The sequence below is a fragment of the Flavobacterium supellecticarium genome, from assembly GCF_004801375.1.
Classification (GTDB): Bacteria; Bacteroidota; Bacteroidia; order Flavobacteriales; family Flavobacteriaceae; genus Flavobacterium; species Flavobacterium supellecticarium.
Window position 1 is genome coordinate 141,831 of the sequence record NZ_SSNZ01000001.1, and the last position, 24,023, is coordinate 165,853.

A 24,023-nucleotide genomic window follows, 5' to 3' on the forward strand; every position below is an offset into this window, starting at 1 on the left:
CAAAAAAGCCGCTATAATGTTGTGCTAAACTTTGTAACTTTGAGCTTTTGATTATATTCTAAATATGAAGCGACTCACATTTCTCTGCTGTTTTATCTATACCTTTTCAAACGCACAACAAAGCGAAAAAGTTGATTTTATCACACTCGATGCAGCGGTTTCATTTACCACCGAAAGCCGTAAAATTGCAGGCGATGTGACCTATACTTTTCAGGTGAACAGTGCAACGGATACAATTAGCATCGATGCGCAACGGATGGATATTTCTGGCGTTACGATCAATAACAGAGCCGTAAAATTTAAAAATACCGGGAAAAAATTACAGTTGTTTCAGGGGTATAAAAAAGGGCGTAACACCCTGAAATTGCATTACGAAGCACAACCGCGGCAAACACTTTATTTTATCGGAAAAGACGAGGATTTCCAGATATGGACACAAGGACAGGGGAAATATACCAGTCATTGGCTACCCAGTTTTGATGATGTGAATGAAAAGGTGATTTTTTCGTTTTCGATTACCTATGATAACACTTTTGAAGTCCTTTCCAACGGTGTTTTAAAACATAAAGTCACGAAAGATAATCAGACTACCTGGCAGTATGTCATGGAAAAACCGATGAGTTCGTACCTGGCGATGCTGGCTATCGGAAAATTTGATAAAAAGACCGTAATGACCGCATCGGGTACGCCTTTGGAATTATACCTTCGCAAAGCGGATGCGGCAAAATTTGAGTCGACGTACCGTTACTCGAAAGAAATTTTTGATTTTTTCGAACGGGAAATAGGAGTAGCCTATCCCTGGAAGGTCTACCGACAAGTTCCGGTATTCGACTTTTTATATCTCGGAATGGAAAATACTACAGCGACCATCTTTTCGCAGGATTTTGTGGTCGATGCTATCGGATTTAACGATCGGACGTATACCAACGTAAATGCCCATGAACTGGCGCATCAGTGGTTTGGCGATATGGTTACGGCACAATCCGGAAAACACCATTGGCTACAGGAAGGATTTGCAACGTATTATGCTTTGCTGGCCGAAAAGCAGCTTTTTGGAGATGATCATTTTAATTGGGAACTGTACGAATCGGCCGAAAAACTCATTCGGGCTTCCAAAACCGATCCCAAACCGATCCTTCATGAAAAAGCAAGCTCGCTGACTTTCTATCAGAAAGGGGCCTGGGCTTTACATTATCTGCGCACACAAATAGGAGAAGATAAATTTCGTCTGGCGGTACAAAACTACCTGCGTAAATATGCGTTTAAAAATGTCGACACCGATGCGTTTCTGGCTGAGGTTCGAAATGTTGCCGATTATGATACGGCGGCTTTTAAAACCTTATGGCTCGAAAATCCGGCATTTCCAACCGAAGAAGCTTTGGCTATCATAAAGCAAAATCCGTTTATAAAAACCTATCTCGGTGTCGTCGAATTGCAGGACAAATTATTGGTCGACAAACAAAAGCAATTCGAAATACTTTTAAAATCGGATGTTTTCTATCCGGTTAAGGAAGAAATTATCTACCAACTGGAAAATACGCCATTCGAACAGAATAAACCTTTACTGGAATTAGCGATGCAATCGACCGATTTAAAAGTTCGACAGGCGATAAGTAAATCGCTGCGCAGTATTCCGGAATCGTTTAAACCGCAATATGAAACCTTATTGGAAGATCGCTCCTATATCACTCAGGAAATCGCGTTAAAAGCACTCTGGGCACAATTTCCCAACCAGCGTTTTCCGTTACTCGATCAAACAAAAGACTGGCAAGGGTTTAATGATAAAAACCTACGAATCAGTTGGTTGACATTGGCTTTGGCGACACCGGACTATCAGAATTCCGAAAAATTAAAATACTATGAAGAACTGTTGGACTACGCTTCCCCTCAGTATGCAAGCAATGTAAGGCAAAATGCTTTGGTAAATCTGTTATATCTGAATAAAAATGACATGAATACCCTGCGTTATCTGGTAAATGGAACTTTACACCATCAATGGTTATTTGTTAAGTTCTCAAAGGATTCGATTCGTGCCTTATTGAAAAATGAAAAACACCGGGAGTATTTTCAGGAACTTTTACCGGCTTTACCTGAAAATGAAAAAAAACAATTAGAGAATTTACTGAAAGAGTAGTTTTTTAGTATTTATTATTTATGTTATTTGTTTTTATGTTTGTTAATGTGTTTTTATTGTATTAAATTATTGTGAAAATAATAACATTTGATACGCAACTAAAAGGTTTGTGTTGTATCTAAAGAATACGAACAACACAAAATCAAAACAAATGAATAAAATCAAACTTTTTTTAGTACTCTTCACGTCTCTGCTGTTTCTGGCGGGATGTGAATCCGAAAGTACCGTAGAAGGAGGAGGGAATAATACCGGTGGTGGTACTATGTCGTCCAGTTTCGGAAATCAGATTTCAAGAGATTTTATCGGACAGGTGGTGGATACAAACGGAAATCCCGTTTCGAATGCGACTATCAAAATAGGAACTACAACAGGACAAACAGATTCCAATGGCGTTTTTATCATTAAAAATGCGACGGTTTACGAGCGATTTGCCTATATCACGGCTAAAAAAGCAGGTTATATCGACGGTTCCCGTACGATGGTACCAACATCCGGCGATAATAACGTTCGGATTATGTTGTTGCCGTTACAGCCAACTCAGGTGATCAATTCGGGAGTGAGTAGCGAAGTCACGTTATTATCCGGAACCAAAGTGGTTTTCGACGGCGCCTTTCAGGACGAAAACGGTGCGGCCTATAGCGGTAGTGTTGCCGTGGCAATGCATCATTTATTACCATCCGACAGTAAGTTGAGTATGCTGATGCCGGGTGCTTTATTTGCTCAGGATGAAAACGGCAATGCCAAAGCACTGGAAACCTTGGGAATGCTAAATGTGGAATTACGTGGATCGGCCGGGCAAAAACTACAGATTGCTTCCGGACATACGGCTCAGATGGTGATGAAAATTGATAACAGTCAGTTGGGAAGTGCTCCGAGTGAAATCCCGTTATGGCATTTTGATAACGACAAAGGCTATTGGATTCGTGAAGGTAGTGCAATCCGCCAGGGAGATACATACGTAGGTAACGTATCGCACTTTTCATGGTGGAATTGCGATGCGCAGTTTCCGGTTGTATCGATGTGTGTGAATCTGGAAGATGCCAATGGCAATGCGTTAGCCAATATTCAGGTGGGAATCATCCGAAGCGGAAATACCTATCCGGTTATGGGAACGACCAATGCTGATGGTCAGGTTTGCGGACTGGTACCATCCAACGAAAATCTGACGTTGGTTGTTTTGGATAATTGCGGCAATACGATTTATAGCAATACCATAGGTCCGTTAACAGCAAATACAACTTTACCAACGATCACGGTAACCAATCCTTCGGTCACACCAACAACCGTACAGGGAAATCTGGTAACCTGTAGTAATGCACCGGTAACCAATGGCTATGTAATTTTACATACCGGATATACGACACAGGTGACAACTGTTACCAACGGAAGTTTTAGTTTTAATACGTTGGTTTGTGGCGGCCCGAATACAACGTTTACTTTAGAAGGTGCCGATTATGATAATTTACAGGTAACAGGTGATGTAAACTATACGTTTACCACGCCGACAACGAATATTGGGAATCTGGTAGCCTGTAATTCCATAACGGAATTTATAACCTATCAGATTGATAACAATCCGACGACCTACCATCTTACAGGTATTAATGCCGGATATACACCAAACGGACTAAGCATTAGCGCGCAGGGAGCTACCGGAGCCGGGATTTACTTCTGGGGTAACACCAATGTTCCGGGAACCTATACGACTTCCAGCTTTACGATTGAAGGTGGAGCTGTAGGCTATATTTCGTCACAATTGCCCAATACAATGGTATTTAATCTGAATGCTTTTGGAGCAGTAGGACAGTATATTGACATGACCTTTAACGGAACCTATCAGGATAATAATAATCCAGGTATAACACATACGATTACAGGAGTCATCCATGTAATTCGCGATAATTAATTGTTTTGTTTGTTATTTAAATTAAAAAGACTTTTCATTGATTTGAAAAGTCTTTTTTATATTTTGATTAAAAGAATCTTTAAAATAAATCGCTTACTTCATTTTTCAGATAGGAAAGCGCTACCGAACTTGGGGATTGTTTTTCCATCATATCACTCAAAATGATTTCGCGTAGTTTGTTGGCATTTTCAGCACCCATGGATGCTTTTCGGATCATCTGAATCGTCGTGTTTTTAGCCGTAAGGATAATGTTCCAGCTTTCTTCCGAAATATAAATCTGTTGGGTCAGGTTGTGTTCGAATTCCTGTTCGATATGCTGGATCAGTAAATTTTCATAATCGTTTTTATCGGACGAATGTGGTGCGATACGAACCAGTAATTTCGCCGGACTAATACGCTCCAGAAACAATGTCATGCGTTCAAAAGCCTGTAAACGTATCGGAAGTGCGCTTTTTTGTGCTTCTTTATGTAATAGGAAACGACGGCGTCCTTCTTCGTTTTTAGTATGCAGATTAAAAAAGTAATAGGCTACACCACCGGTAATAATTGCCGGAACGGTATAGGCTAATAATTCTACTATTTTGGTAGTATCCATGATAGAATCGGGATAATTGATTAATGAATTTAAAATCGGTTCAAAGTGCTACAAATAAACGAATAAAGAAATAAACAAACAAAATAAAAAACTCTGCTGATTTTAATTGTAATAAAGCATAATGAGTAGTATTTTTGAGGTTTGATATCATGACCATGCAAAATTATATTGACCAGTTAAATGAAGCCCAGCGGGCGCCTGTATTACAAAAAGACGGGCCAATGATAGTGATTGCCGGAGCCGGTTCCGGAAAAACAAGGGTACTGACCATTCGTATTGCCTATCTGATGCATCAGGGTGTGGATGCGTTTAATATCTTGTCGCTAACCTTTACCAACAAAGCCGCGAGGGAGATGAAAACCCGTATTGCAAGTATTGTAGGGAATAGCGAAGCCAAAAACCTGTGGATGGGAACCTTTCACTCGGTTTTTGCTAAAATATTGCGAAATGAAGCCGATAAACTGGGCTATCCGTCGAATTTTACGATTTATGATTCTCAGGATAGCGTACGATTAATCGGGCAGATTATCAAAGAAATGCAATTGGATAAGGATGTGTACAAACCCAAACAGGTTTTAGGGCGTATTTCCTCGTATAAAAACAGCCTGATTACGGTAAAAGCCTATTTCAATAATCCGGAATTACAGGAGGCGGATGCGATGAGTAAAAAGCCGCGTCTGGGCGAAATTTATCAGAATTATGTAGAGCGCTGTTTTAAATCGGGTGCGATGGATTTTGATGATTTATTGTTGAAAACCAACGAATTGTTAACCCGTTTCCCGGATGTATTGATGAAATATCAGGATCGTTTCCGTTATATTCTGGTGGATGAGTATCAGGATACGAACCATTCCCAGTATCTGATTGTTCGGGCGTTATCCGATCGTTTTCAGAATATTTGCGTAGTAGGAGATGATGCGCAGAGTATTTATGCCTTCCGTGGGGCGAATATCAACAATATCCTGAATTTCCAGAAAGATTACGAAGGCGTAAATACCTATCGTCTGGAACAAAATTACCGTTCAACGCGAAATATCGTAGAAGCGGCGAATACGATTATCGATAAAAACAAAACCAAACTGGATAAAGTCGTTTGGACGGCCAACGAATTCGGACCTAAAATCAAAGTACATCGCAGCCTTACCGATGGTGAAGAAGGTCGTTTTGTGGCCAGTACCATTTTCGAACAGAAAATGCAACACCAGATGAGTAACAATCAGTTTGCAATTCTATACCGTACCAATGCGCAATCGCGTGCAATGGAGGATGCGTTGCGTAAAAAAGACATACCGTATCGTATTTATGGCGGACTATCGTTTTACCAACGGAAAGAAATCAAAGACATATTGTCCTACCTTCGATTGGTAATTAATCCGAAAGACGAAGAGGCGTTGATACGTGTGATCAACTATCCGGCAAGGGGAATTGGTGGTACGACCGTAGAAAAACTAACGATTGCAGCCAATCATTACAGACGTTCCATTTTTGAAATCATGGAACATATCGATAAGATTGATCTGAAATTAAATTCCACCACAAAAAACAAATTACAGGATTTTGTGACGATGATTAAAAGTTTTCAGGTGATCAATGAAACACAGGATGCGTTGTATTTAACGGATCACGTATCCAAAAAAACCGGATTGATTCAGGAATTGAAAAAAGACGCCACACCGGAAGGTATCGCTCGTATCGAAAATATTGAGGTGTTGATGGGCGGTATCAAAGACTTTATTGAAGGTCAGAAGGAAGTCGACGGTGCGCGTGGTGCTTTATCGGAGTTTATGGAAGATGTGGCTTTGGCAACCGATTTGGATAACGATACCGGCGATGACGATCGTGTGGCTTTAATGACCATTCACTTAGCAAAAGGACTGGAATTCCCAACCGTATTTATTGTCGGAATGGAAGAAGATCTGTTTCCAAGTGCGATGAGTATGAATACGCGAAGCGAACTGGAAGAAGAGCGTCGTTTGTTCTATGTGGCCCTAACACGAGCCGAGCATCAGGCGTATCTGACGTATGCGCAGTCGCGCTACCGTTGGGGTAAGCTTGTCGATAGTGAGCCGTCTCGTTTTATTGAGGAGATCGACGGACAATATCTGGAATACTTAACACCGGTGGAAACGAATTACCGTTATAAGCCGACTATTAATGCCGATATTTTTGGTGATGTGGACAAATCAAAATTGCGACTGAGCAAACCGGTTGCCGGAACACCACCAAAATATATAACCGACAACGAAGAGCCTAAAATGGATCGCAATATCCGTAAATTAAAACCGGTTTCGGGTGGTATACCGGCTGCCGCTGGGCCAAGTCCGTACGACAATGGATTGAGTGTAGGGAATATTGTGATGCACGAGCGCTTTGGAAAAGGGCAAATCCTGAATCTGGAAGGAGCCGGAGCCGATAAAAAAGCCGAAATCAAGTTTGAAGTGGGCGGTATTAAAAAATTACTGTTGCGTTTTGCGAAACTACAGGTAATCGGATAAGAAGTTATATAAACCCTTAAAATATAAAATCATGGCAGAATTCATTAAAATTTATCCTGAAAACCCGAATCCGGCAGCCATTGCAAAAGTGGTTAAATGCCTAAAAGAGGGCGGACTGGTTATTTATCCGACGGATACCGTTTATGGTTTGGGTTGCGATATCACCAATTCGAGAGCATTGGAAAAAATCGCAAAAATCAAAGGTGTAAAGCTCGAAAAAGCAAATTTTTCGTTTGTATGCTGTGATTTGAGTAATTTATCGGATTATGTACGGCAAATCGATACGGCTACTTTTAAGATTCTGAAAAGAGCTTTACCGGGTCCATATACATTTATTCTTCCGGGAAGCAACAATCTTCCAAAAGAATTTAAAAAGAAAAATACGGTCGGGATTCGTGTACCGGATAATGCTATTGCACTGGAAATTGTAAGACAGCTTGGAAATCCGATTGTTTCCACTTCCATACATGACGATGATGAGGTAATTGAATATACAACCGATCCGGAATTGATTTTTGAAAAATGGCAAAACCTGGTCGATATGGTTATTGATGGCGGTTATGGTGACAACCATGCTTCGACGGTTATCGACCTTTCCGGATTCGAACCGGTAGTGGTTCGGGAAGGAAAAGGCGATCCGGATATTTTGTAGTAGTTTATTGAATTATCGGAAAAACTTTGGTTATACGATAATATATCAATAACTTAGCGTAACAAATCGGCTAAAAATATAACAATATAAAAGAGGTGTCATTCTTAATTAAATATTTAATTGGTTATTAAAAAAAATTAGGAATACATAAAAAGCAGGTCTTTTGGACCTGCTTTTTCATTTTTTGTATATAACGGTTTAGTTTTTACCGGTCATATTTTTCATTTCTTTTTCGATCATATCGTAGAACTGATCAATTTTAGGTAAAACCACAATACGGGTTCTTCTGTTTTTAGCTCTGTTTTCTGGCGTATCATTGTCGGCCAACGGAACATAGAAACTTCTTCCTGCTGCGATTAATTGTTTTGGATTTACACCCAAATCATCCTGTAAAACACGAACGATAGAAGTGGCTCTTTTTACAGAAAGATCCCAGTTGTCAACCAAAACGGCATTTTTAATAGGCACATTATCCGTGTGACCTTCTACCATACATTCGAAGTCCGGTTTGCTGTTTACTACTTTAGCCACTTTAGCCAATACTTCTTTAGCACGGTCACTCACAACATAACTTCCGCTTTTGAAAAGTAGCTTGTCAGCAATGGAAATAAATACCACACCTTTTTCTACATTTACCTGAATATCCGGATCGTTGATACCAACCGAACTTTTTAAACTGGTAACCAAAGCAAGCGTTACACTGTCTTTTTTCGTTAGAGCATCTTGTAAACGGGTAATTTTAAGGTCTTTTTCCTTAAGACTTTCCAATGATTTTTCAAGATTTTCAGCACCTTTTGAAGAAAGGGTAGTTAAATTCCCCATATTATTAATTAAATCGGAGTTGTTTTTCTTCAAAAATTCCATCTGGCTTGCCATATGGTCTTTTTCAGTTAAACATGTATTCAGTTTAACTGTACAGGTGTTTAACAGGTCCTGAATTTTTTTGTTCTCTTCTTCTAGAGCTGCAATTTTTTTCTTCGATCCGCAGGATGTTAGTGTAATTGCAAGTACCGAAAGGGCGATAACGACTTTTTTCATACAATGTTGAATTTATAAGGAATAACGAATTTACTAAGATTTTACTGCTTGTTAAAGTTTAAAACGATAAACAAATGTTAAATCTTAGTATCAAAAAACCTGCCATTTTTAATGAAATAGCGGTAAACAATGGAGTTAATACGAAAATAATTTTCTTTTTGAGGATGGCTTCTTTTTGTTAAAAATCTGGAAATGAAACGATAAAATGAGAAATGAGCCCGAATAACAGCCCAGGTATGTTTGGGTTTTCCCTGAAAAAAAAAGTGAATACCGGCAATTCCATCCAGACAAAGTCGGATAAAAATTATTGGGAATAGTTGCTTTTTGGGTAAATTTTTTACCATCATCCACAGCGAATTGCGGAAATTAAGGAATGTTTTATACGGACTTCCGGTGTTTAAGGTAGCACCACCAACATGGTATACGGTTGATAAACCACAATATTTAATACTATATCCTTTGTTAAAAGCACGCCAGCAAAGGTCAATTTCTTCCTGATGGGCAAAAAAGTCGGAATCGAAACCATTGAGTTCATGGAAGACATCTTTCCGGATAAACATACAGGCACCCGAAGCCCAGAAAATAGTGTGAATATCGTTATACTGACCATGGTCAGTTTCGATGGTTTCGAAAATACGTCCCCGGCAAAACGGAAAACCATATTTGTCGATATAACCACCGGCTGCACCGGCATATTCAAAATGAGTTTTGCGTTTGTAATCCAGTATTTTAGGTTGTACGATTGCCGTTTCCGGTTCGTTATCAAAAAGAGCAATAACCGGTTGTAACCAGTTTGGTGTGACCTCAATATCGGAATTAACCAATACATAAATGGGTTCCTGAACCGATTGTAAGGCTTCATTATAACCACCGGCAAATCCGAAATTGGCACGGTTTATAATAATGGAAACCGTAGGAAAATGTTCTTTTACAAAGGCAACTGACGCATCGGTCGAGGCATTATCGGCTACGTATACCGTAGCTTCCGGTGAGTTTTCGACAACAGAAGGTAAAAACTGTTCCAACAATTTTACACCATTCCAGTTGAGTATGACAATCGCTATTTTTTTCAAAATTTCAGGGGTATTATACGGATGGAAAATCCGGTAATGTTCTTAGGAACTGGTATTCCTTTTTTTCGTAATCCATACGGCAAAAATAATGATTTAAGCCATTGGTGACCATTAAATAATCGGCTTCCAAAACCATGTTATATCGGGCGATCTGATCGAAAACCTGTTGGGTAATCGCTACTTCGGGTGCTTTGCATTCGACCAATAGGAAAATTTTCCCATCGGGTTTAAAAACCACCGCATCATAACGTTTTGTCAGTCCGTTGATTTTGATGACTTTCTCAACATTGATATAAGATCCGGAGTATTTTTTGTCCTGTAATAAAAACTGAATTACATGTTGACGTACCCATTCTTCGGGTGTGAGTTGGATAAATTTTTTACGGATAGCATCAAAAATAGCCACTTTATTTTCACTATTTTTGAACCGAAAGGAATAAGGCGGAAAATTCAGATTTTGCATAGTGCAAATATAAATTGAAGTTTTTGATTTCCGGATAATTGCTAAAGAAACTGTTTTGGAGGAAGTACTAAAAATCATAAAAGATATAAAGGCCGGCGACATTAAACCGATTTATTTTTTGATGGGAGAAGAACCCTATTATATCGATAAACTGACCGATTATATTGAGGATACTATTTTATCGGAAGAAGAAAAAGGCTTTAACCAGATGGTTTTATACGGACGCGACGTTACGGTAGAAGAGATTGTATCGAATGCGAAACGCTATCCGATGATGGCCGACCGCCAGGTAGTGATTGTTAAAGAAGCGCAGGAATTGTCGCGAACGATTGACAAACTGGAAAGTTATGCCGAAAACCCGCAACCTACAACGGTTTTGGTGGTATGCTATAAATACAAAACGCTCGACAAACGCAAAAAAGTAACCAAGGTCCTGGAAAAAGCCGGAGTGGTTTTCGAAAGTAAAAAACTGTATGAAAATCAGGTAGGCGACTGGCTGAAACGGGTGTTATCGGGTAAAGGCTATCAGATTGAACCCAAAGCTGCCGCGATGTTGGTGGAATTCCTCGGAACCGATTTAAGCAAGATTGCCAACGAACTCGACAAACTCGCGATTATTCTGCCCAAAGGAAGTACGATTAGTCCGAAGATTATCGAAGAGAATATCGGATTTAGCAAAGACTATAACAACTTTGAATTGCGTAAGGCGATAGGCGAGAAGAACCAGTTAAAAGCCTATCAGATTGCGGATTATTTTGCTCAAAACCCAAAAGACAACCCATTGGTCGTGACAACTGGACTGATTTTTGGTTTCTTTTCCCAATTATTACAATACCACGGACTAAAAGACAAAAGTCCGGGAAATGCCGCGAAAGTACTAAAAGTGAATCCGTATTTTTTAAAGGATTATGATGTAGCTTTACGAAACTATCCGATGAAAAAGGTAAGTCAGATTGTAGCCGTTTTACGTGACATCGATGTTAAGAGTAAAGGAGTAGGTGCCAATGCTTTGCCGCAACAGGATTTACTAAAAGAAATGCTGGTTAAGATATTCAATTAGATTAATATTTTTACGGCTGTGATATTATTACGATATTTGCCATTCAGAAAAACTAAAGATATATGGGCATGAATAAAAATACCATTTTGGGGTGGGCCACTCTGATAATGGTTTTAATGGGATTATTATTAATCGGACTGGCAGTTTACCGATATGCCGATGTAGCCGGATGGGGATTTGGAGCGGTAGGAATCGGATTTTTTGCCATTGCATGGGTATTTAATGCTTTAAAAGGAAGAGTGTAATATTCTTTTCAAGATAACACAAAACCCGAAACCTACGTTTCGGGTTTTGTGTTTTACATAACGTTATTTATTCTTTTGTAAAGAAGTAATTTTCTTTCCATTTTTTAGTATCGTTATCCCATAATCGGATATAGCCTAATTGATTTTTATTTTTAATAATCATCGTATATTTTTTTGAACCTGCTCTATGATGAGAGTTTTCCGGAAATTCATGGTCAAAAACGCCATATTTTTGATTGAAGTTGACCGTGTCTTTTTTTAAAAAATACGTTCCGATGATAGTATCTCCTGTTTCAGCATTGTAAAATTTGTAGTTTTCGATATCATTAAATACAAAGAAGCTTTTAACATCATCATGACCAAAATCATAACTCCACTTGGTATTTGCTAGTTCTTTATTAGAGTTTTTAGAAACAGCACAAGACAGGCTTATAAAGCAAAATAACCACCAACTATTTTTTAAAATTTCTTTCATAATTTTTCGTCTATTATGGTTTTCTTAAATAATTACCTTCAAATCCCTCAGCTTCCTTTATAAAATCTCTATAGAGAGGTAAACTACAGTTACCTGATCCACCTGTCTGACAACCAGCTGAAATAGGAAATACATTCCCTTGTTTATTCGGATTTGTATATAATGATTTCCTTCCATAATTTCCTTTATGAAATAATACCTGATCTAAAACATGTTCTGAGCTTGGTTTTAAGGATTCATTGGCATAATAATTTTTGGGGTTATTAGGATTCCCGTTTACGGTTGGTAAATTACGTCCACCATTAATTAATAAGGCTCCATCATTTTTATAAATAGTATGTTTGGCCGGATATAACCCTTCTGCCAAAGTTCCATACTTCTTTACATCTGCCGGGACGGTATTTCCCATGATTTCCGCTGATGAGCCATTCTTGTTTTTTTCAAGATACAGTTGAAATTTGGCGCTGTTAATCGGTTCATTCAGGTTGGAATCCCGGTTATGAGTTCCCACCAGGACATTGGCACCCAAATAAGTTTCTCCGGGTTTTGTTGTGTCCTGTGAGGTTGCATTTTCGTCCCAGTAAATGGTTCCGTCTGCGGCCTCCACCCAATGTTGTCCGTCTTTAAGTGCATCGGAAAGCGTTTTTTTAGAGAGCGAACCGATTTCCAATGTTTTGCCAGAAGTTTCCTCATATGGATCGACTTCACAGGATACAAATAGTAAGGCAAAAAGGATAGGTAATAGTAGTTTTGTGCTCATAAAATTCTGATTTTAAATTAATAATCGTTTTATGAGGGAAATGATAGTTTTTTATTCAGCCATAAATCTTTCTTTGGATTATTTTAATCTGTTTATAATTAGCTGTATTTCAGGGTATAGATTGCTGTTTTTAGGGAGTATAGCTAGTTGTTGTTTGAAAAAAAGATGACTCGTTTTTTTGTTTAATAAAAGAAGCTGCTTTTTTCTTCCGTTTGATAAAAGAGTAACAATATAGGAACCAAAGGGGTATTCAGTTGCAGCGTTAAAAGTATCAGGATGTGTATGTTGCTGTTTTAAAATAGATTGTGCTATCGATTTTAGACTATAAGTATCTAAAACAAAACATTTTTGTAACTCATTTGTTATATTATCAGTATTGCATACTGCCTGTATATATATTTTCGCAAGTGGCTTATCCATTATTCCAATTGGTTCATAAATAATAACTTGCGATTTACAAATCGGAGAAGTCAAGGAAATAACAAAGAATATGTAAATAGTATATTTTTTCATTTTTTATACTTTTAAGTTCTATAGCTTATGGTAACGTTTTATTATAATCTGCAATAGTTTTGTCTTGAAAACTTGAAGGAGAATTGATTTCTATCGGTAAAGGCACAGCTACTCCTTCTTTTGTTTCAAATCCATATCTTATTGTAACAGCAGGTTTGTATTCATTTCCATTGTTAATGACTGTTGAAAGTTCCCCTTCCCATTTAATTCCGTTTTGTGAACCGCGCCTTGTTGGCCTGTCATAAAATATTAAATTTTGTCCTTCTTTGTTTTTATAATTTGGTAATTCTGTATCTGTCCAATAGAAGGGTTTAGAATCATCTGCCGGCTGCGGATCGTTATAGGGAGAAGTAGCACCACCTAATGGATCGTTGGTTCTAATAGTTTGAATCCACCGGACTTCAGAATCACTTTTCGAATTATTACTATAACCCGCTTTTATTTCTACACCAACACCATTTACAGTATGTGTCTTGTATTTGGATATTGATAATCCATTATAGGTTTCACCCAAATATGTTTCCCCGGGTTTGGCTGTACCCTGTGAGGTTGCATCTTCATCCCAATAAATGGTTCCGTCTGCGGCTTCCACCCAATGCAGTCCGTCCTCCTTATGTGTATTGGTAAATATTCTTTTAGAAAGCGAACCAACGTCAAATGTTTTGCCAGAAGTTTCCTCAAACGGATCGACTTCACAGGATACAAATAGTAAGGCAAAAAGGATAGGTAATACTAATTTCGTGCTCATAAAATTCTGATTTTAAATTAATAATCGTTTTATGAGGGAGTGTTATTCATTGCATCTGACAGGTGTTAATAATGCAGCTTTATTGGGTAACTTTTATATAGAAGATTTCATTTGGAGGAAAAATAATATCTCCGGACCATTTGTTATTTTCATGGTCGTAATTTTCCCAACTAATATATTGTAAAGACTTTCCGTTATTCACAAATTTATTTCTTCGTATGATCCCTGTTTTATAGTTGTTTTCTTCATTAACACTGGGTACATTCGATAGTAAGTCAATTTCTATTAAAGTAATAGTGTTCTTTTTTATTTCGTATTTTCCGGAATAGGGGTAGTTCATTTCACAATTATAATTTTCGTAAGTACCGTCTGCTTTAAACGTAATATAGCTAATACAGTCCTCAGCGACTGTATATTCCCATCGGGTGTTAACCAATGGATTTTGTTGTTCCTGTGTCGTATGGGAAAACAAGGTGAGTAATAGTAATAGTAATAGATAATTCATAACGTTATTTATTCTTTTGTGAAAAAGTAATTCTCGATCCAATTTTTGTTATTATTATCCCATAACTTCATGAATCCTAATTGATTCTTATTTCGAATAAGCATCAGGTATTTTTTTTCACCAGCTTTATGCTGAGGGTTTTCCGGAAATTCATGATCACAATCACCATATTTTTGATGAATATATATTGTGTCCTTATTAAAAATATAAGTACCGAAAGTCGAGACTCCTGTCTCAGCTTCAAAAAAAATATAATTCTTTTTATCTTCAAATTTAAAGTAACTGATAACTCCATCATGACCAAAATCATAACTCCACTTTGTATTTGCTAGTTCTTTATTAGAGTTTTTAGAAACAGCGCACGACAGACTTATAAAGCACAATAACCACCAATTATTTTTTAAAATTTCTTTCATAATTTTTCTTCTATTATGGTTTTCTTAAATAATAGTTACCTTCAAATCCTTCAGCTTCTTTTATAAAATCTCTATAAACCGGTAAACTACCGTTACCTGATCCACCTGTCTGGCAGCCGGTTGAGATAGGAGCCCTGTAACCGTGTTCATCTGGAAGCTTATACAATGATTCCCTTCCGTAATTCCCTTTATGAAATAGTATATGATCTAAAACATGTTCCGAGTTTGGTTTTAGTGATCCATCGTTATAATAATTTTTAGGGTTATTAGGATTACCGTTTACAGTAGGTAAATCACGGCCACCATTAATTAATAAGGCTCCATCTTTATTATAAATCCGATAAGTTGCCGGATATAACCCTTCGGCTAAAGTCCCATACTTCTTTACATCAGTCGGGACGGTATTTCCCATAATTTCAGCGGAAGAACCTTCCTTGTTTTTTTCAAGATATAGTTCAAATTTGGCGCTGTTAATCGGTTCGTTTAGGTTGGAATCCCGGTTATGAGTTCCCACCAGGACATTTGGACCCAAATATGTTTCCCCGGGTTTGGTCGTGGCTTGTGAGGTTGCATTTTCGTCCCAATAAATGGTTCCGTTTGCGGCTTCCACCCAATGCTGTCCGTCCTTAAGTGTATTGGAAAGCTTTCTTTTAGAAAGCGAACCAACGTCAAATGTTTTGCCTGAAGTTTCCTCAAACGGATCGACTTCACAGGATACAAATAGTAAGGCAAAAAAGATAGGTAATACTAATTTCGTGCTCATAAAATTCTGATTTTAAATTAATAATCGTTTTATGAGGGAGTGTTATTTATTGCATCTGACAGATGTTAATAATGCAGCTTTATTTGGCAACTTTTATATAAAATATTTTTTCAGGAAAAATAATATCGCCGGACCATTTGTTATTTTCATGGTCATAATTTTCCCAACTGACATATTGTAAAAAACTTCCTTTATAGATCAATTTATTTCTTCGTATGATCCCTGTTTTATAGTTGTTTTCTTCATTAACACTGGGTACATCCGATAGCAAGTCAATTTCTAATAAAGTTATGGTGTCTTTTTTTATTTCGTATTTACCAGAATAGTGATAGCCCCATTCACAGTTATAATTTTCGTAGGTACCGTCTGCTTTAAACGTAAGGTAACTAATGCAATTTTCGGCGACTTTATTTTCCCATTTGGTGTTTACCAATGGATTTTGTTGTTCCTGTGTCGTATAGGAAAACAGGGTGAGTAATAGTAATAGATAATTCATAACGTTATTTATTCTTTTGTGAAGAAGTAATCTTCTTTCCATTTTTTAGCATTGTTATCCCATAGTTCCATAAAACCTAATTGATTCTTATTTCTAATAAGCATTTTATATTCCATTTTTCCTTGTCGATGCCTTGAGTTTTCTGGAAAATCTTCATCAAAAATGCTACATTCCTGATTGAAGTTTATAGTGTCATTTTTATAGAAGTAAGTACCAATTGTAGTATCTCCAGTTTCTGCGTTATAATAGCTATAGTTTTTTAGATCTTCAAATAAAACATAGTTTGATATTCCATCATTATTACCAAAATCATAACTCCATTTAGTGTTTGCCAATCCTTGATTAGGATGCTTATAAATCGCACATGACAGACATATAAAACAAAATAACCAACAACTATTTTTTAAATTTTTTTTCATGATTTATTTTTTAAGGTTCTCTTAAATAGTAATTCCCTTCAAATCCCTCAGCTTCCTTTATAAAATCTCTATAGAGAGGTAAACTACCGTCACCTGATCCACCTGTCTGACAGCCAGCTGAAATGGGAAATACATTTCCGTGTTTATCTGGATATGTAGATAATGATTCTCGTTTAAAATTTCCTTTATGAAATAGTACCTGATCTATAACATGTTCAGAGGTTGGTTTTAAGGATCCATCGTTATAATAATTTTTTGGATTATTGGGATTCCCGTTTACGGTTGGTAAATTACGTCCACCATTAATTAATAAGGCCCCATCATTTTTATAAATAGTATGTTTGGCCGGATATAACCCTTCGGCCAAAGTTCCATACTTTTTTACATCGGCAGGGACGGTATTTCCCATAATTTCCGCTGATGAGCCATCCTTGTTTTTTTCAAGATATAGTTCAAATTTGGCACTGTTAATCGGTTCGTTGAGGTTGGAATCCCGGTTATGAGTTCCCACCAGGACATTGGCACCCAAATAAGTTTCTCCGGGTTTTGTTGTGTCCTGTGAGGTTGCATTTTCGTCCCAGTAAATGGTTCCGTCTGCGGCCTCCACCCAATGCTGTCCGTCTTTAAGTGCATCGGAAAGCGTTTTTTTAGAAAGCGAACCGATTTCCAATGTTTTGCCAGAAGTTTCCTCATATGGATCGACTTCACAGGATACGGATAGTAAGGCAAAAAGGATAGGTAATACTAATTTTGTGCTCATAAAATTCTGATTTTAAATTAATAATCGTTTTATGAGGGAATGTTATGGGCTTTATGGGGCAACTTTTATATAGAAGATTTCATTTGGAGGAAAAATAATATCGCCGGACCATTTTTTATTTTCAAAGTCATAATTTTCCGAACTAATATATTGTAAGAGACGTCCTTTATAGATCAATTTATTTCGACAAGTAGTCACTTTTTTATTGTTATTTTCTTCATTGACACTAGGCACTTCTGATTCAAAACCTATTTCAAATAAAGTTATGGTGTCTTTTTTAATTTCGTATTTTCCGGAATAGGTAAGGTACCTTTCACAGCTATAATCTTCATAGGTGCCGTCTGCTTTAAACGTAAGATAACTAATGCAATTTTTGGCGACTTTATATTCCCATTTGGTGTTTACCAATGGATTTTGTTGTTCCTGTTTTGTATAGGAAAATAGGGTGAGTAATAGTAATAGGTAATTCATAAGATTCGCATTAATTAGGATTTGGACGTAAGTAGTAAGAACCGTTAAATTTAGATCCAGCTGTATTCATAAATTCATTATGTAAAGGGCGTGAGTCTGGTCCGCAACCGCTTGTCTGACAACCAGCAGAATATGCATTGCCTTTAGAATCATGTAAAGATTTTCGATGGTCATTTCCCGAATGAAAAAATATTCCGGTCATAGAAGTTTTCGGACTGCCTGGAGCAGTCGGAACAGATCTCCCTTCGTTAATAATGATTGCTAAATCTTCGTCTCCCCGCTCTATATAACTCCGTCTCCCTTGTACTCTGGCCGGATATAACCCTTCGGCCAAAGTTCCATATTTTTTTACATCAGCCGGGACGGTATTTCCCATGATCTCTGCTGATGAGCCATTTTTGTTTTTTTCAAGATACAGTTGAAATTTGGCGCTGTTAATCGGTTCGTTGAGGTTGGAATCTCGGTTATGAGTTCCCACCAGGACATTTGGGCCCAAATATGTTTCCCCGGGTTTGGTTGTGCCCTGTGAGGTTGCATTTTCGTCCCAATAAATAGTTCCGTCTGCGGCTTCCACCCAATGCTGTCCGTCTTTAAGTGCATCGGAAAGCGTTTTTTTAGAAAGCGAACCGATTTCCAATGTTTTGCCAGAAGTTTCCTCATATGGATCGACTTCACAGGATACAAATAGTAAGGCAAAAAGAATAGGTAATACTAATTTTGTGCTCATAAAATTCTGATTTTAAATTAATAATCGTTTTATGAGGGAATGTTATTCGTTACACCAGACAGGTGTAAAAAAGCAGAATTGCTATCAGGTTGATAGCCAGTGTTATAAAGTTAAAGCTAATATTCGAAGAAAAAAGGTCAGGATTTAGACAATTCCAAACAAAGATTAGTCGGCAGGTTGGTGTAAGGCAATACGGTTCCCTTCCGAATCTTTAAACTCGGCTACATAGCCCAATTCGCCATTAGACGTTTTCGGATACAATGCTGCTCCGCCATTGGCGATTGCTTTTTCAAGGGTTTTTTCGATCGCATCGGAATGAAAATAAAGCACCACACCATCCAACGTTGGGATATAAATTTCTCCTTTTGCCAGCGCTCCGGAAATGCCGGGTAAGGCATCCGATAACGGAAACAGCGCCATTTCGTTATGATCAATTATTGTTTTTTCAAAAGTAAAACCGAAAACAGCGGTATAAAACTGTATTGCCCGATCCAGATCGGTGACGGGAATTTCAAAATAAACGACAGGATTGGAGGGAATAGACATAGGATAATAGTTGGATATGTTTTAGAACTATAGCATTAAAAATACTTATTTTAAAGTAACCGTATACCGTTCGGTGATTTTATAATTCCGATCTTTAAGAATAATCGTATAAGTACCCGGATTCAGATATAGGGGCGGAATTTCTTTTCCGGTGATTTCAATAATATCGGCCGGTACACCTCCCAGGTCGTATTCTTTAGTGCGATAGGCGGTGATCAACACGGGCTTGTTTTTGATCTTTTTTCCGGGAACGCGATACAAAATCCGGTTAGATTGAAGCCAATCGGGGCGGTTGTCCGGGTAATTCGTTTTGGGATGGAGCACCACAATATCCGTTTGCTTCGGAGTAGACAAACCGTTAAAAAGCTCCCCGGATTCCAGTTGCAATACAACCGACTCTTTTTGAGTGATATGATTTACAAGAGGATGATTTAGCGCCGGATTTCCTTTTTCTGGAAACAACGCCTGATTAATAGTAAACGGATCAATTCCCGTATATTCTTTTAGTCGACCAGCCATGGCTTTTTCCCAGGGTTTATATTCGTTTTCAAAAACATGATCATGGCCGCAGTGAATCAGTACTTTTCCTTTCGGATGACTGTCGATAAACTGTTTGATGTTTTGCGCCTGTTCGATTTCGCGTTCTTTTCCGTTTTTGCCATCGGATGCCTCGTATCCAAATACCGTAAAACCGATTTTTAAGGCTTCGGATAGCAGATTTCCGAATTCCGGTTCCCGGGTATAAAAACCACTGTCCAGTATCGGAAATTTCCGTTTGTTGATAAGGGTATCGTGTAACGCTTCCAGTCCGAGGTAACGGTAACCGTTATCGTATAAGCCCTTTAACAGCGACCGCGTAAACGTCCGGTGTCGGGCATTGGTATGTGCCTCATTAATCACAATAAGTGATTCGCTTTTAGAACGGTTAAGGATATAATTACGGGCATTTAACGGTTTGGATTTTGCAAACAGTAAACTATCAGAAGTTGTCATTGGAGCCGGTTTTCGAAAGCCGTTTTTACCCCATATCTCCAGGGCTGTTTTATAATACCCGCTGATCGAAAAAGAGGTGGCGCTCATCTGGTATTTCCAGGCGGTGGTGTCTTTTTCCAGACTTTGATACAAATCGTCCGAAAATTTATAATAATCGTTTTCCGTTTGCGCCTGAGTGGCAATTGTGAATAAGGAGAATGCTATTAATTTTAATTTCATAGTTGATCTATTGAGCAGTAAGATTCCAAAAACTGATTTTACGTCGCGTTTTAAACCTTAATTTTTCATAAACAGCAATCGCTCTGGTATTGGAAGAAGCGACATGCAGATAAGGTGTTTTGTTTTCCAGAAAAATACGATGTGCCGCATGCGCTACCAGTTGTGAAGCATAACCTTTTCCGGTATGCTCCGGGTGGGTTACCACAGCGCTTATTTCGGTATAGTGTTCCATTTTCATCCGTTCACCGGTAACGGCTACTAAAACACCCTCTTTAAAAATACCGTAGTAGTTGCCCATTTCGGGAGTTCTGGTTTTAAAATAACCGGGTTGTACCAAATTTACGAGTGCTAACAAGGCTTCTTTTTGAGCACCACCCAAGGTAACGATTTCGTGTTCCGGAACCAAAGCAATAGGCTGCGATAGTACCATCTGATCGCAAACCAATTCCTTTACTAAATTAACGGTATGATCATACGATGGTTTTTCACCCACAATAAAAAAGTTGTCGGTTAACCGGGCATAGTGTGCTACACCTTTTTCGGTCGAAAGTGGCGGTATAAAACCACCAAACGGGCCAAAATCCGGATGATAGTACAGAATACCGTCCAATTCTAGTGCAAATGGCTGGTGTGTTTCGGTTAGCGAATAGTAAACCGGATTGTCTAATTTATAGGTTGTTTCGGGCATATGGCGGGTATTATTTCAGAAAAGCGGAACTACTCAAAATAACTCAAATAAAAATTATCCTACAACTAAAAAGAGGAAATTAACAGATACACCTGACAGGTTTTCAAAACCTGTCAGGTGTTAATTGTGGTAATCCGTAAGACAGTAAGATAATTATATGTGTTTTTTGTGAAAAATAATTTATATAAAAAACGATTAGTTACTATGAAAAAGCTAGCCATATTTCAAACAATTGTTATGATGTTTTTGACAAGTTGTGATAGTCGCAATGTAAAAAGTGTAGAAAAGGAAATAACACAAAAGCCAGAATATATGCAGAATGAAAACTTAGAAATTTTAAAACTTGAAGCTTCGAGATTGAGAGCAGGGGGATCTGTAAAAGAGGTTGTATTAAATAAAAGTAGTGCACATATAACTTATGCTAAGAATTATATGGAGTATAAGGAATTAAATCCTCAATCAACATTAACAGAAGCGGATTTGGCGGCGTATTGGGAAAGTGGAAATGCAATTGATAAAGCACTTGTTGAAGGAGGTGTTATGATAATGAAAAAGCTAAACTTTATCGATAGTGTAACTATTACATTACCTTATAAAAGGGAACTGTACGAAGTAAATGTAACAAAATCTGAAATTGAAAGCTTTACAGGAGACGATTTTCCAAGTATTATAGCTGAATGGGATCAGAAATTTATAGATCGGTATGTATATGATAAGAAAAACAGAGAAAAATTTCTAAAAAAATTCGGAACAGTAAAAAAAATAGAGCCCTTAAGATGTGGAGGATATTAAAGATTTGATGATCAATTTTTGAATGAACTACGATACCTGACAGGTTTCCAAAACCTGTCAGGTGTTATGTAATATTGATTTTAAATATAAAACGGCTTCTGTTAATTCGGTTTCGTTTAACGAAGCAAATCCAAAACGGAAAGCATTTTGTTCGGAATCCATTCTGGCGATATGGAAATAATCGGATGTTTTGAAACGCGATAACGAATAGCCTTCGCATAACCGGATCCAGATAGCCATACCGCCGGATGGTAAGGTGTACGAGATATACGGATTTAGGTGTTCCTGCAATAAAGCATCCAGAAAATCCCTACGTTGATGGTAGCATTTTTTCGCTTTTTTAAGATGGCGTTTGAGTTCACCGTCCTGAATTAATGTTGCCAGAGCATTCTGCATATAACCGTCGCCACCCACATCAATTAACTTTCGGAGTGCGGTACACTGGACGATAAAATTTTGCGGAGCGATCATAAACCCCATACGGAGCGACGGATCCAGTATTTTCGAAAACGAACCAATATAAATCACATTTCCGTTATGTCCGCTGCTTGCCAGGGGGAGGTAAGGGGATGAGGTATAATGGTAGTCGTAATCGTAATCGTCTTCAATGATCGTAAAAAAATACTGTTTGGATAATTCCAGTAATTTCATGCGTCTTTCTACGCTAAGAGTAACCGTTGTCGGATAATGATGGTGCGGAACCACATATACGGCATTAATTTTTTTCTTCCGACAAATCAACTCGATGGCATCGGTGTCGATTCCATTGGCATCAACATTCACTTTTAGAAGTTGCGCTCCGGTTTGCTGAAAAACCTGATCGGCTACAGGATAATTAGGCTGACCCACGATAATACGCGCATCGGAATCTAATAATAATTGAGCGGCCAGATAAATACTCATTTGCGCTCCATGGGTGATCAATATGTTATCGGCAGTACAATTCAATCCGCGGGTTTCCGATAAATAGGTAACCAATGTTTCCCGGAGTTTTGGAGTTCCTTGTGCGGTACCGGTATTGGCGGTTTTGATGGCATACTTTCGGGAGGTATTCGAACGATAGGTTTTTAGTAAAGCGGCAATCGGTGATAACCGCACATCGGGATACCCATCGTCAATAGTGATATCAGGGATTTTAGTGGTCGTATCGTATTCTGTATTTTCGATGATCTGACGAAACGGAAGTTCCAGAGTATTGTGATATCCGGTCTGAGAAGTTGTTTTCTCCCAGGATTGCGGCTTGAGCAGCGGAATTCGTTCCGAAACGGTAACCTGTTTTCGCGGAACAACACTAATCCAATCCTGCGCTTGTAACTCGTCGTAAGCGGCGATAACCGTTTTGCGGTGTACGTGTAAGGTTTTTGCCAGCTCCCGACTACCCGGAAGTAACATGCCCGCATTTAAGGAACCCTCTCGTATGGCGGTACTAATACCTATGGCAATTTGCCGGTAGATAGGAGTTTTGCTTGTTTTATCAAGGGTGATAATATGTTCGAATGGAATCATCTGGACTACTGTATATGTTAAAACTGGATTACAAAGGTAGTCCTATTTGAAACTACTTTTGCCCTACAAAATCAAAATAATTTAGGACTATGAATTACAAAATTAAAAAAGCAAGCCTGGAAGATCTGGACGAAGCAGCTGCCTTATTTGATCTTTATCGTGTTTTTTACCGACAGGAATCGGATGTCGAAAAAGGAAAAGCATTTTTAAAGGAACGTTTTTTAAACAGCGAATCGGATATTTTTCTGGCTGTTGTCAACGGAAAAGCCGTGGGATTTGTACAGCTTTATAAACTATTCCATTACACGAAATTGCAAAAACAATGGTTGTTAAGCGATTTGTACGTACATCCGGACTATAGAGGACAGGGTTTGTCGGTCGCTTTGATTGATCGCAGTAAGCAATGGTGTGCCGAAACCGATGCCTGCGGATTGATGTTGGAAACCGAAAAAACGAATGACATCGGAAACAAATTGTATCCGCGATGTGGTTTCGAATACGATGGACTACACAATTACTACCATTGGTGGCACTAATTTTTGGAACGGCAAATAGTAACCGTTTG

Annotated in this window: 28 protein-coding genes; 8 read left to right on the plus strand and 20 right to left on the minus strand. The window is 38.2% G+C overall.

Annotated elements, in window-relative coordinates:
• Positions 1 to 64: 64 nt before the first annotated feature.
• On the plus strand, positions 65 to 2,134 hold the full coding sequence (locus E6C50_RS00705) for a M1 family metallopeptidase (RefSeq protein ID WP_136401289.1): 2,070 nt from the start codon (positions 65 to 67) through the stop codon (positions 2,132 to 2,134).
• Between the two features lie 151 nt (positions 2,135 to 2,285).
• Complete coding sequence (locus E6C50_RS00710) at positions 2,286 to 4,040, plus strand: carboxypeptidase-like regulatory domain-containing protein (protein ID WP_136401290.1); 1,755 nt, start codon at positions 2,286 to 2,288, stop codon at positions 4,038 to 4,040.
• A gap of 79 nt (positions 4,041 to 4,119) precedes the next feature.
• Here E6C50_RS00710 and E6C50_RS00715 read toward each other — a convergent pair whose 3' ends face one another.
• Positions 4,120 to 4,635: a DUF7935 family protein gene (locus E6C50_RS00715; RefSeq protein WP_136401291.1), complete on the minus strand. Its 516-nt coding sequence runs from the start codon at positions 4,633 to 4,635 to the stop codon at positions 4,120 to 4,122.
• Positions 4,636 to 4,790: 155 nt separating this feature from the next.
• Here E6C50_RS00715 and E6C50_RS00720 point away from each other — a divergent pair, with 155 nt between their 5' ends.
• Entirely contained in the window at positions 4,791 to 7,130 is a 2,340-nt protein-coding gene (locus tag E6C50_RS00720; protein ID WP_136401292.1) for an ATP-dependent helicase, read from the plus strand.
• Positions 7,131 to 7,161: 31 nt separating this feature from the next.
• Positions 7,162 to 7,782: an L-threonylcarbamoyladenylate synthase gene (locus E6C50_RS00725; protein ID WP_136401293.1), complete on the plus strand. Its 621-nt coding sequence runs from the start codon at positions 7,162 to 7,164 to the stop codon at positions 7,780 to 7,782.
• Positions 7,783 to 7,980: 198 nt separating this feature from the next.
• Here E6C50_RS00725 and E6C50_RS00730 read toward each other — a convergent pair whose 3' ends face one another.
• From E6C50_RS00730 to E6C50_RS00740, 3 genes are all read right to left on the minus strand, one after another.
• Complete coding sequence (locus E6C50_RS00730; protein ID WP_136401294.1) at positions 7,981 to 8,820, minus strand: OmpA/MotB family protein; 840 nt, start codon at positions 8,818 to 8,820, stop codon at positions 7,981 to 7,983.
• A gap of 77 nt (positions 8,821 to 8,897) precedes the next feature.
• Entirely contained in the window at positions 8,898 to 9,893 is a 996-nt protein-coding gene (locus E6C50_RS00735; protein WP_136401295.1) for a glycosyltransferase family 2 protein, read from the minus strand.
• A gap of 13 nt (positions 9,894 to 9,906) precedes the next feature.
• Positions 9,907 to 10,356, minus strand: a complete 450-nt coding sequence (locus tag E6C50_RS00740; RefSeq protein WP_136401296.1) for a type I restriction enzyme HsdR N-terminal domain-containing protein — start codon at positions 10,354 to 10,356, stop codon at positions 9,907 to 9,909.
• A 55-nt stretch (positions 10,357 to 10,411) separates the two neighbouring features.
• On the opposite strand from E6C50_RS00740, the gene holA reads away from it, so the two are divergent.
• Complete coding sequence (holA, locus tag E6C50_RS00745) at positions 10,412 to 11,416, plus strand: DNA polymerase III subunit delta (RefSeq protein ID WP_136401297.1); 1,005 nt, start codon at positions 10,412 to 10,414, stop codon at positions 11,414 to 11,416.
• Positions 11,417 to 11,478: 62 nt separating this feature from the next.
• Complete coding sequence (locus tag E6C50_RS00750) at positions 11,479 to 11,661, plus strand: CAL67264 family membrane protein (RefSeq protein ID WP_136401298.1); 183 nt, start codon at positions 11,479 to 11,481, stop codon at positions 11,659 to 11,661.
• A 67-nt stretch (positions 11,662 to 11,728) separates the two neighbouring features.
• Here E6C50_RS00750 and E6C50_RS00755 read toward each other — a convergent pair whose 3' ends face one another.
• The 15 genes from E6C50_RS00755 to E6C50_RS00825 form a co-directional block, all read right to left on the minus strand.
• Positions 11,729 to 12,136 carry a hypothetical protein gene (locus E6C50_RS00755; protein ID WP_136401299.1) on the minus strand — a complete coding sequence of 136 codons (408 nt, stop codon included), beginning with the start codon at positions 12,134 to 12,136 and terminating at the stop codon, positions 11,729 to 11,731.
• A 13-nt stretch (positions 12,137 to 12,149) separates the two neighbouring features.
• Positions 12,150 to 12,896 carry a hypothetical protein gene (locus E6C50_RS00760; RefSeq protein WP_136401300.1) on the minus strand — a complete coding sequence of 249 codons (747 nt, stop codon included), beginning with the start codon at positions 12,894 to 12,896 and terminating at the stop codon, positions 12,150 to 12,152.
• A gap of 78 nt (positions 12,897 to 12,974) precedes the next feature.
• The gene (locus tag E6C50_RS00765) at positions 12,975 to 13,409 is read right to left on the minus strand and encodes a hypothetical protein (RefSeq protein WP_136401301.1); all 435 of its coding nucleotides are present in this window, start codon (positions 13,407 to 13,409) and stop codon (positions 12,975 to 12,977) included.
• A gap of 25 nt (positions 13,410 to 13,434) precedes the next feature.
• Positions 13,435 to 14,157, minus strand: a complete 723-nt coding sequence (locus tag E6C50_RS00770; protein WP_136401302.1) for a hypothetical protein — start codon at positions 14,155 to 14,157, stop codon at positions 13,435 to 13,437.
• 79 nt (positions 14,158 to 14,236) lie between these two features.
• Positions 14,237 to 14,662, minus strand: a complete 426-nt coding sequence (locus tag E6C50_RS00775; RefSeq protein ID WP_136401303.1) for an META domain-containing protein — start codon at positions 14,660 to 14,662, stop codon at positions 14,237 to 14,239.
• 8 nt (positions 14,663 to 14,670) lie between these two features.
• Entirely contained in the window at positions 14,671 to 15,078 is a 408-nt protein-coding gene (locus E6C50_RS00780; RefSeq protein WP_136401304.1) for a hypothetical protein, read from the minus strand.
• 13 nt (positions 15,079 to 15,091) lie between these two features.
• Positions 15,092 to 15,841: a hypothetical protein gene (locus E6C50_RS00785; protein WP_136401305.1), complete on the minus strand. Its 750-nt coding sequence runs from the start codon at positions 15,839 to 15,841 to the stop codon at positions 15,092 to 15,094.
• A gap of 79 nt (positions 15,842 to 15,920) precedes the next feature.
• The gene (locus tag E6C50_RS00790; RefSeq protein WP_136401306.1) at positions 15,921 to 16,337 is read right to left on the minus strand and encodes an META domain-containing protein; all 417 of its coding nucleotides are present in this window, start codon (positions 16,335 to 16,337) and stop codon (positions 15,921 to 15,923) included.
• Between the two features lie 8 nt (positions 16,338 to 16,345).
• Positions 16,346 to 16,756: a hypothetical protein gene (locus E6C50_RS00795; protein WP_136401307.1), complete on the minus strand. Its 411-nt coding sequence runs from the start codon at positions 16,754 to 16,756 to the stop codon at positions 16,346 to 16,348.
• Positions 16,757 to 16,766: 10 nt separating this feature from the next.
• A complete protein-coding gene (locus E6C50_RS00800) occupies positions 16,767 to 17,516 on the minus strand; it encodes a hypothetical protein (protein ID WP_136401308.1) in 750 nt (249 codons plus the stop codon).
• Positions 17,517 to 17,567: 51 nt separating this feature from the next.
• Positions 17,568 to 17,987, minus strand: coding sequence for a hypothetical protein (locus E6C50_RS00805; protein ID WP_136401309.1), 420 nt, complete (start codon positions 17,985 to 17,987; stop codon positions 17,568 to 17,570).
• A gap of 10 nt (positions 17,988 to 17,997) precedes the next feature.
• Positions 17,998 to 18,714, minus strand: coding sequence for a hypothetical protein (locus E6C50_RS00810; protein WP_136401310.1), 717 nt, complete (start codon positions 18,712 to 18,714; stop codon positions 17,998 to 18,000).
• A gap of 165 nt (positions 18,715 to 18,879) precedes the next feature.
• Entirely contained in the window at positions 18,880 to 19,260 is a 381-nt protein-coding gene (locus tag E6C50_RS00815; protein ID WP_136401311.1) for a VOC family protein, read from the minus strand.
• A 45-nt stretch (positions 19,261 to 19,305) separates the two neighbouring features.
• Complete coding sequence (locus E6C50_RS00820) at positions 19,306 to 20,472, minus strand: hypothetical protein (RefSeq protein WP_136401312.1); 1,167 nt, start codon at positions 20,470 to 20,472, stop codon at positions 19,306 to 19,308.
• A gap of 7 nt (positions 20,473 to 20,479) precedes the next feature.
• Positions 20,480 to 21,160, minus strand: coding sequence for a GNAT family N-acetyltransferase (locus E6C50_RS00825; RefSeq protein WP_136401313.1), 681 nt, complete (start codon positions 21,158 to 21,160; stop codon positions 20,480 to 20,482).
• A 204-nt stretch (positions 21,161 to 21,364) separates the two neighbouring features.
• Here E6C50_RS00825 and E6C50_RS00830 point away from each other — a divergent pair, with 204 nt between their 5' ends.
• The gene (locus E6C50_RS00830; RefSeq protein WP_136401314.1) at positions 21,365 to 21,952 is read left to right on the plus strand and encodes a hypothetical protein; all 588 of its coding nucleotides are present in this window, start codon (positions 21,365 to 21,367) and stop codon (positions 21,950 to 21,952) included.
• 57 nt (positions 21,953 to 22,009) lie between these two features.
• On the opposite strand, the gene pdxR is transcribed toward E6C50_RS00830, so the two are convergent.
• Complete coding sequence (gene pdxR, locus E6C50_RS00835; RefSeq protein WP_136401315.1) at positions 22,010 to 23,458, minus strand: MocR-like pyridoxine biosynthesis transcription factor PdxR; 1,449 nt, start codon at positions 23,456 to 23,458, stop codon at positions 22,010 to 22,012.
• 89 nt (positions 23,459 to 23,547) lie between these two features.
• On the opposite strand from pdxR, the gene E6C50_RS00840 reads away from it, so the two are divergent.
• Positions 23,548 to 23,994, plus strand: coding sequence for a GNAT family N-acetyltransferase (locus tag E6C50_RS00840; RefSeq protein ID WP_136401316.1), 447 nt, complete (start codon positions 23,548 to 23,550; stop codon positions 23,992 to 23,994).
• Positions 23,995 to 24,023: the final 29 nt, after the last annotated feature.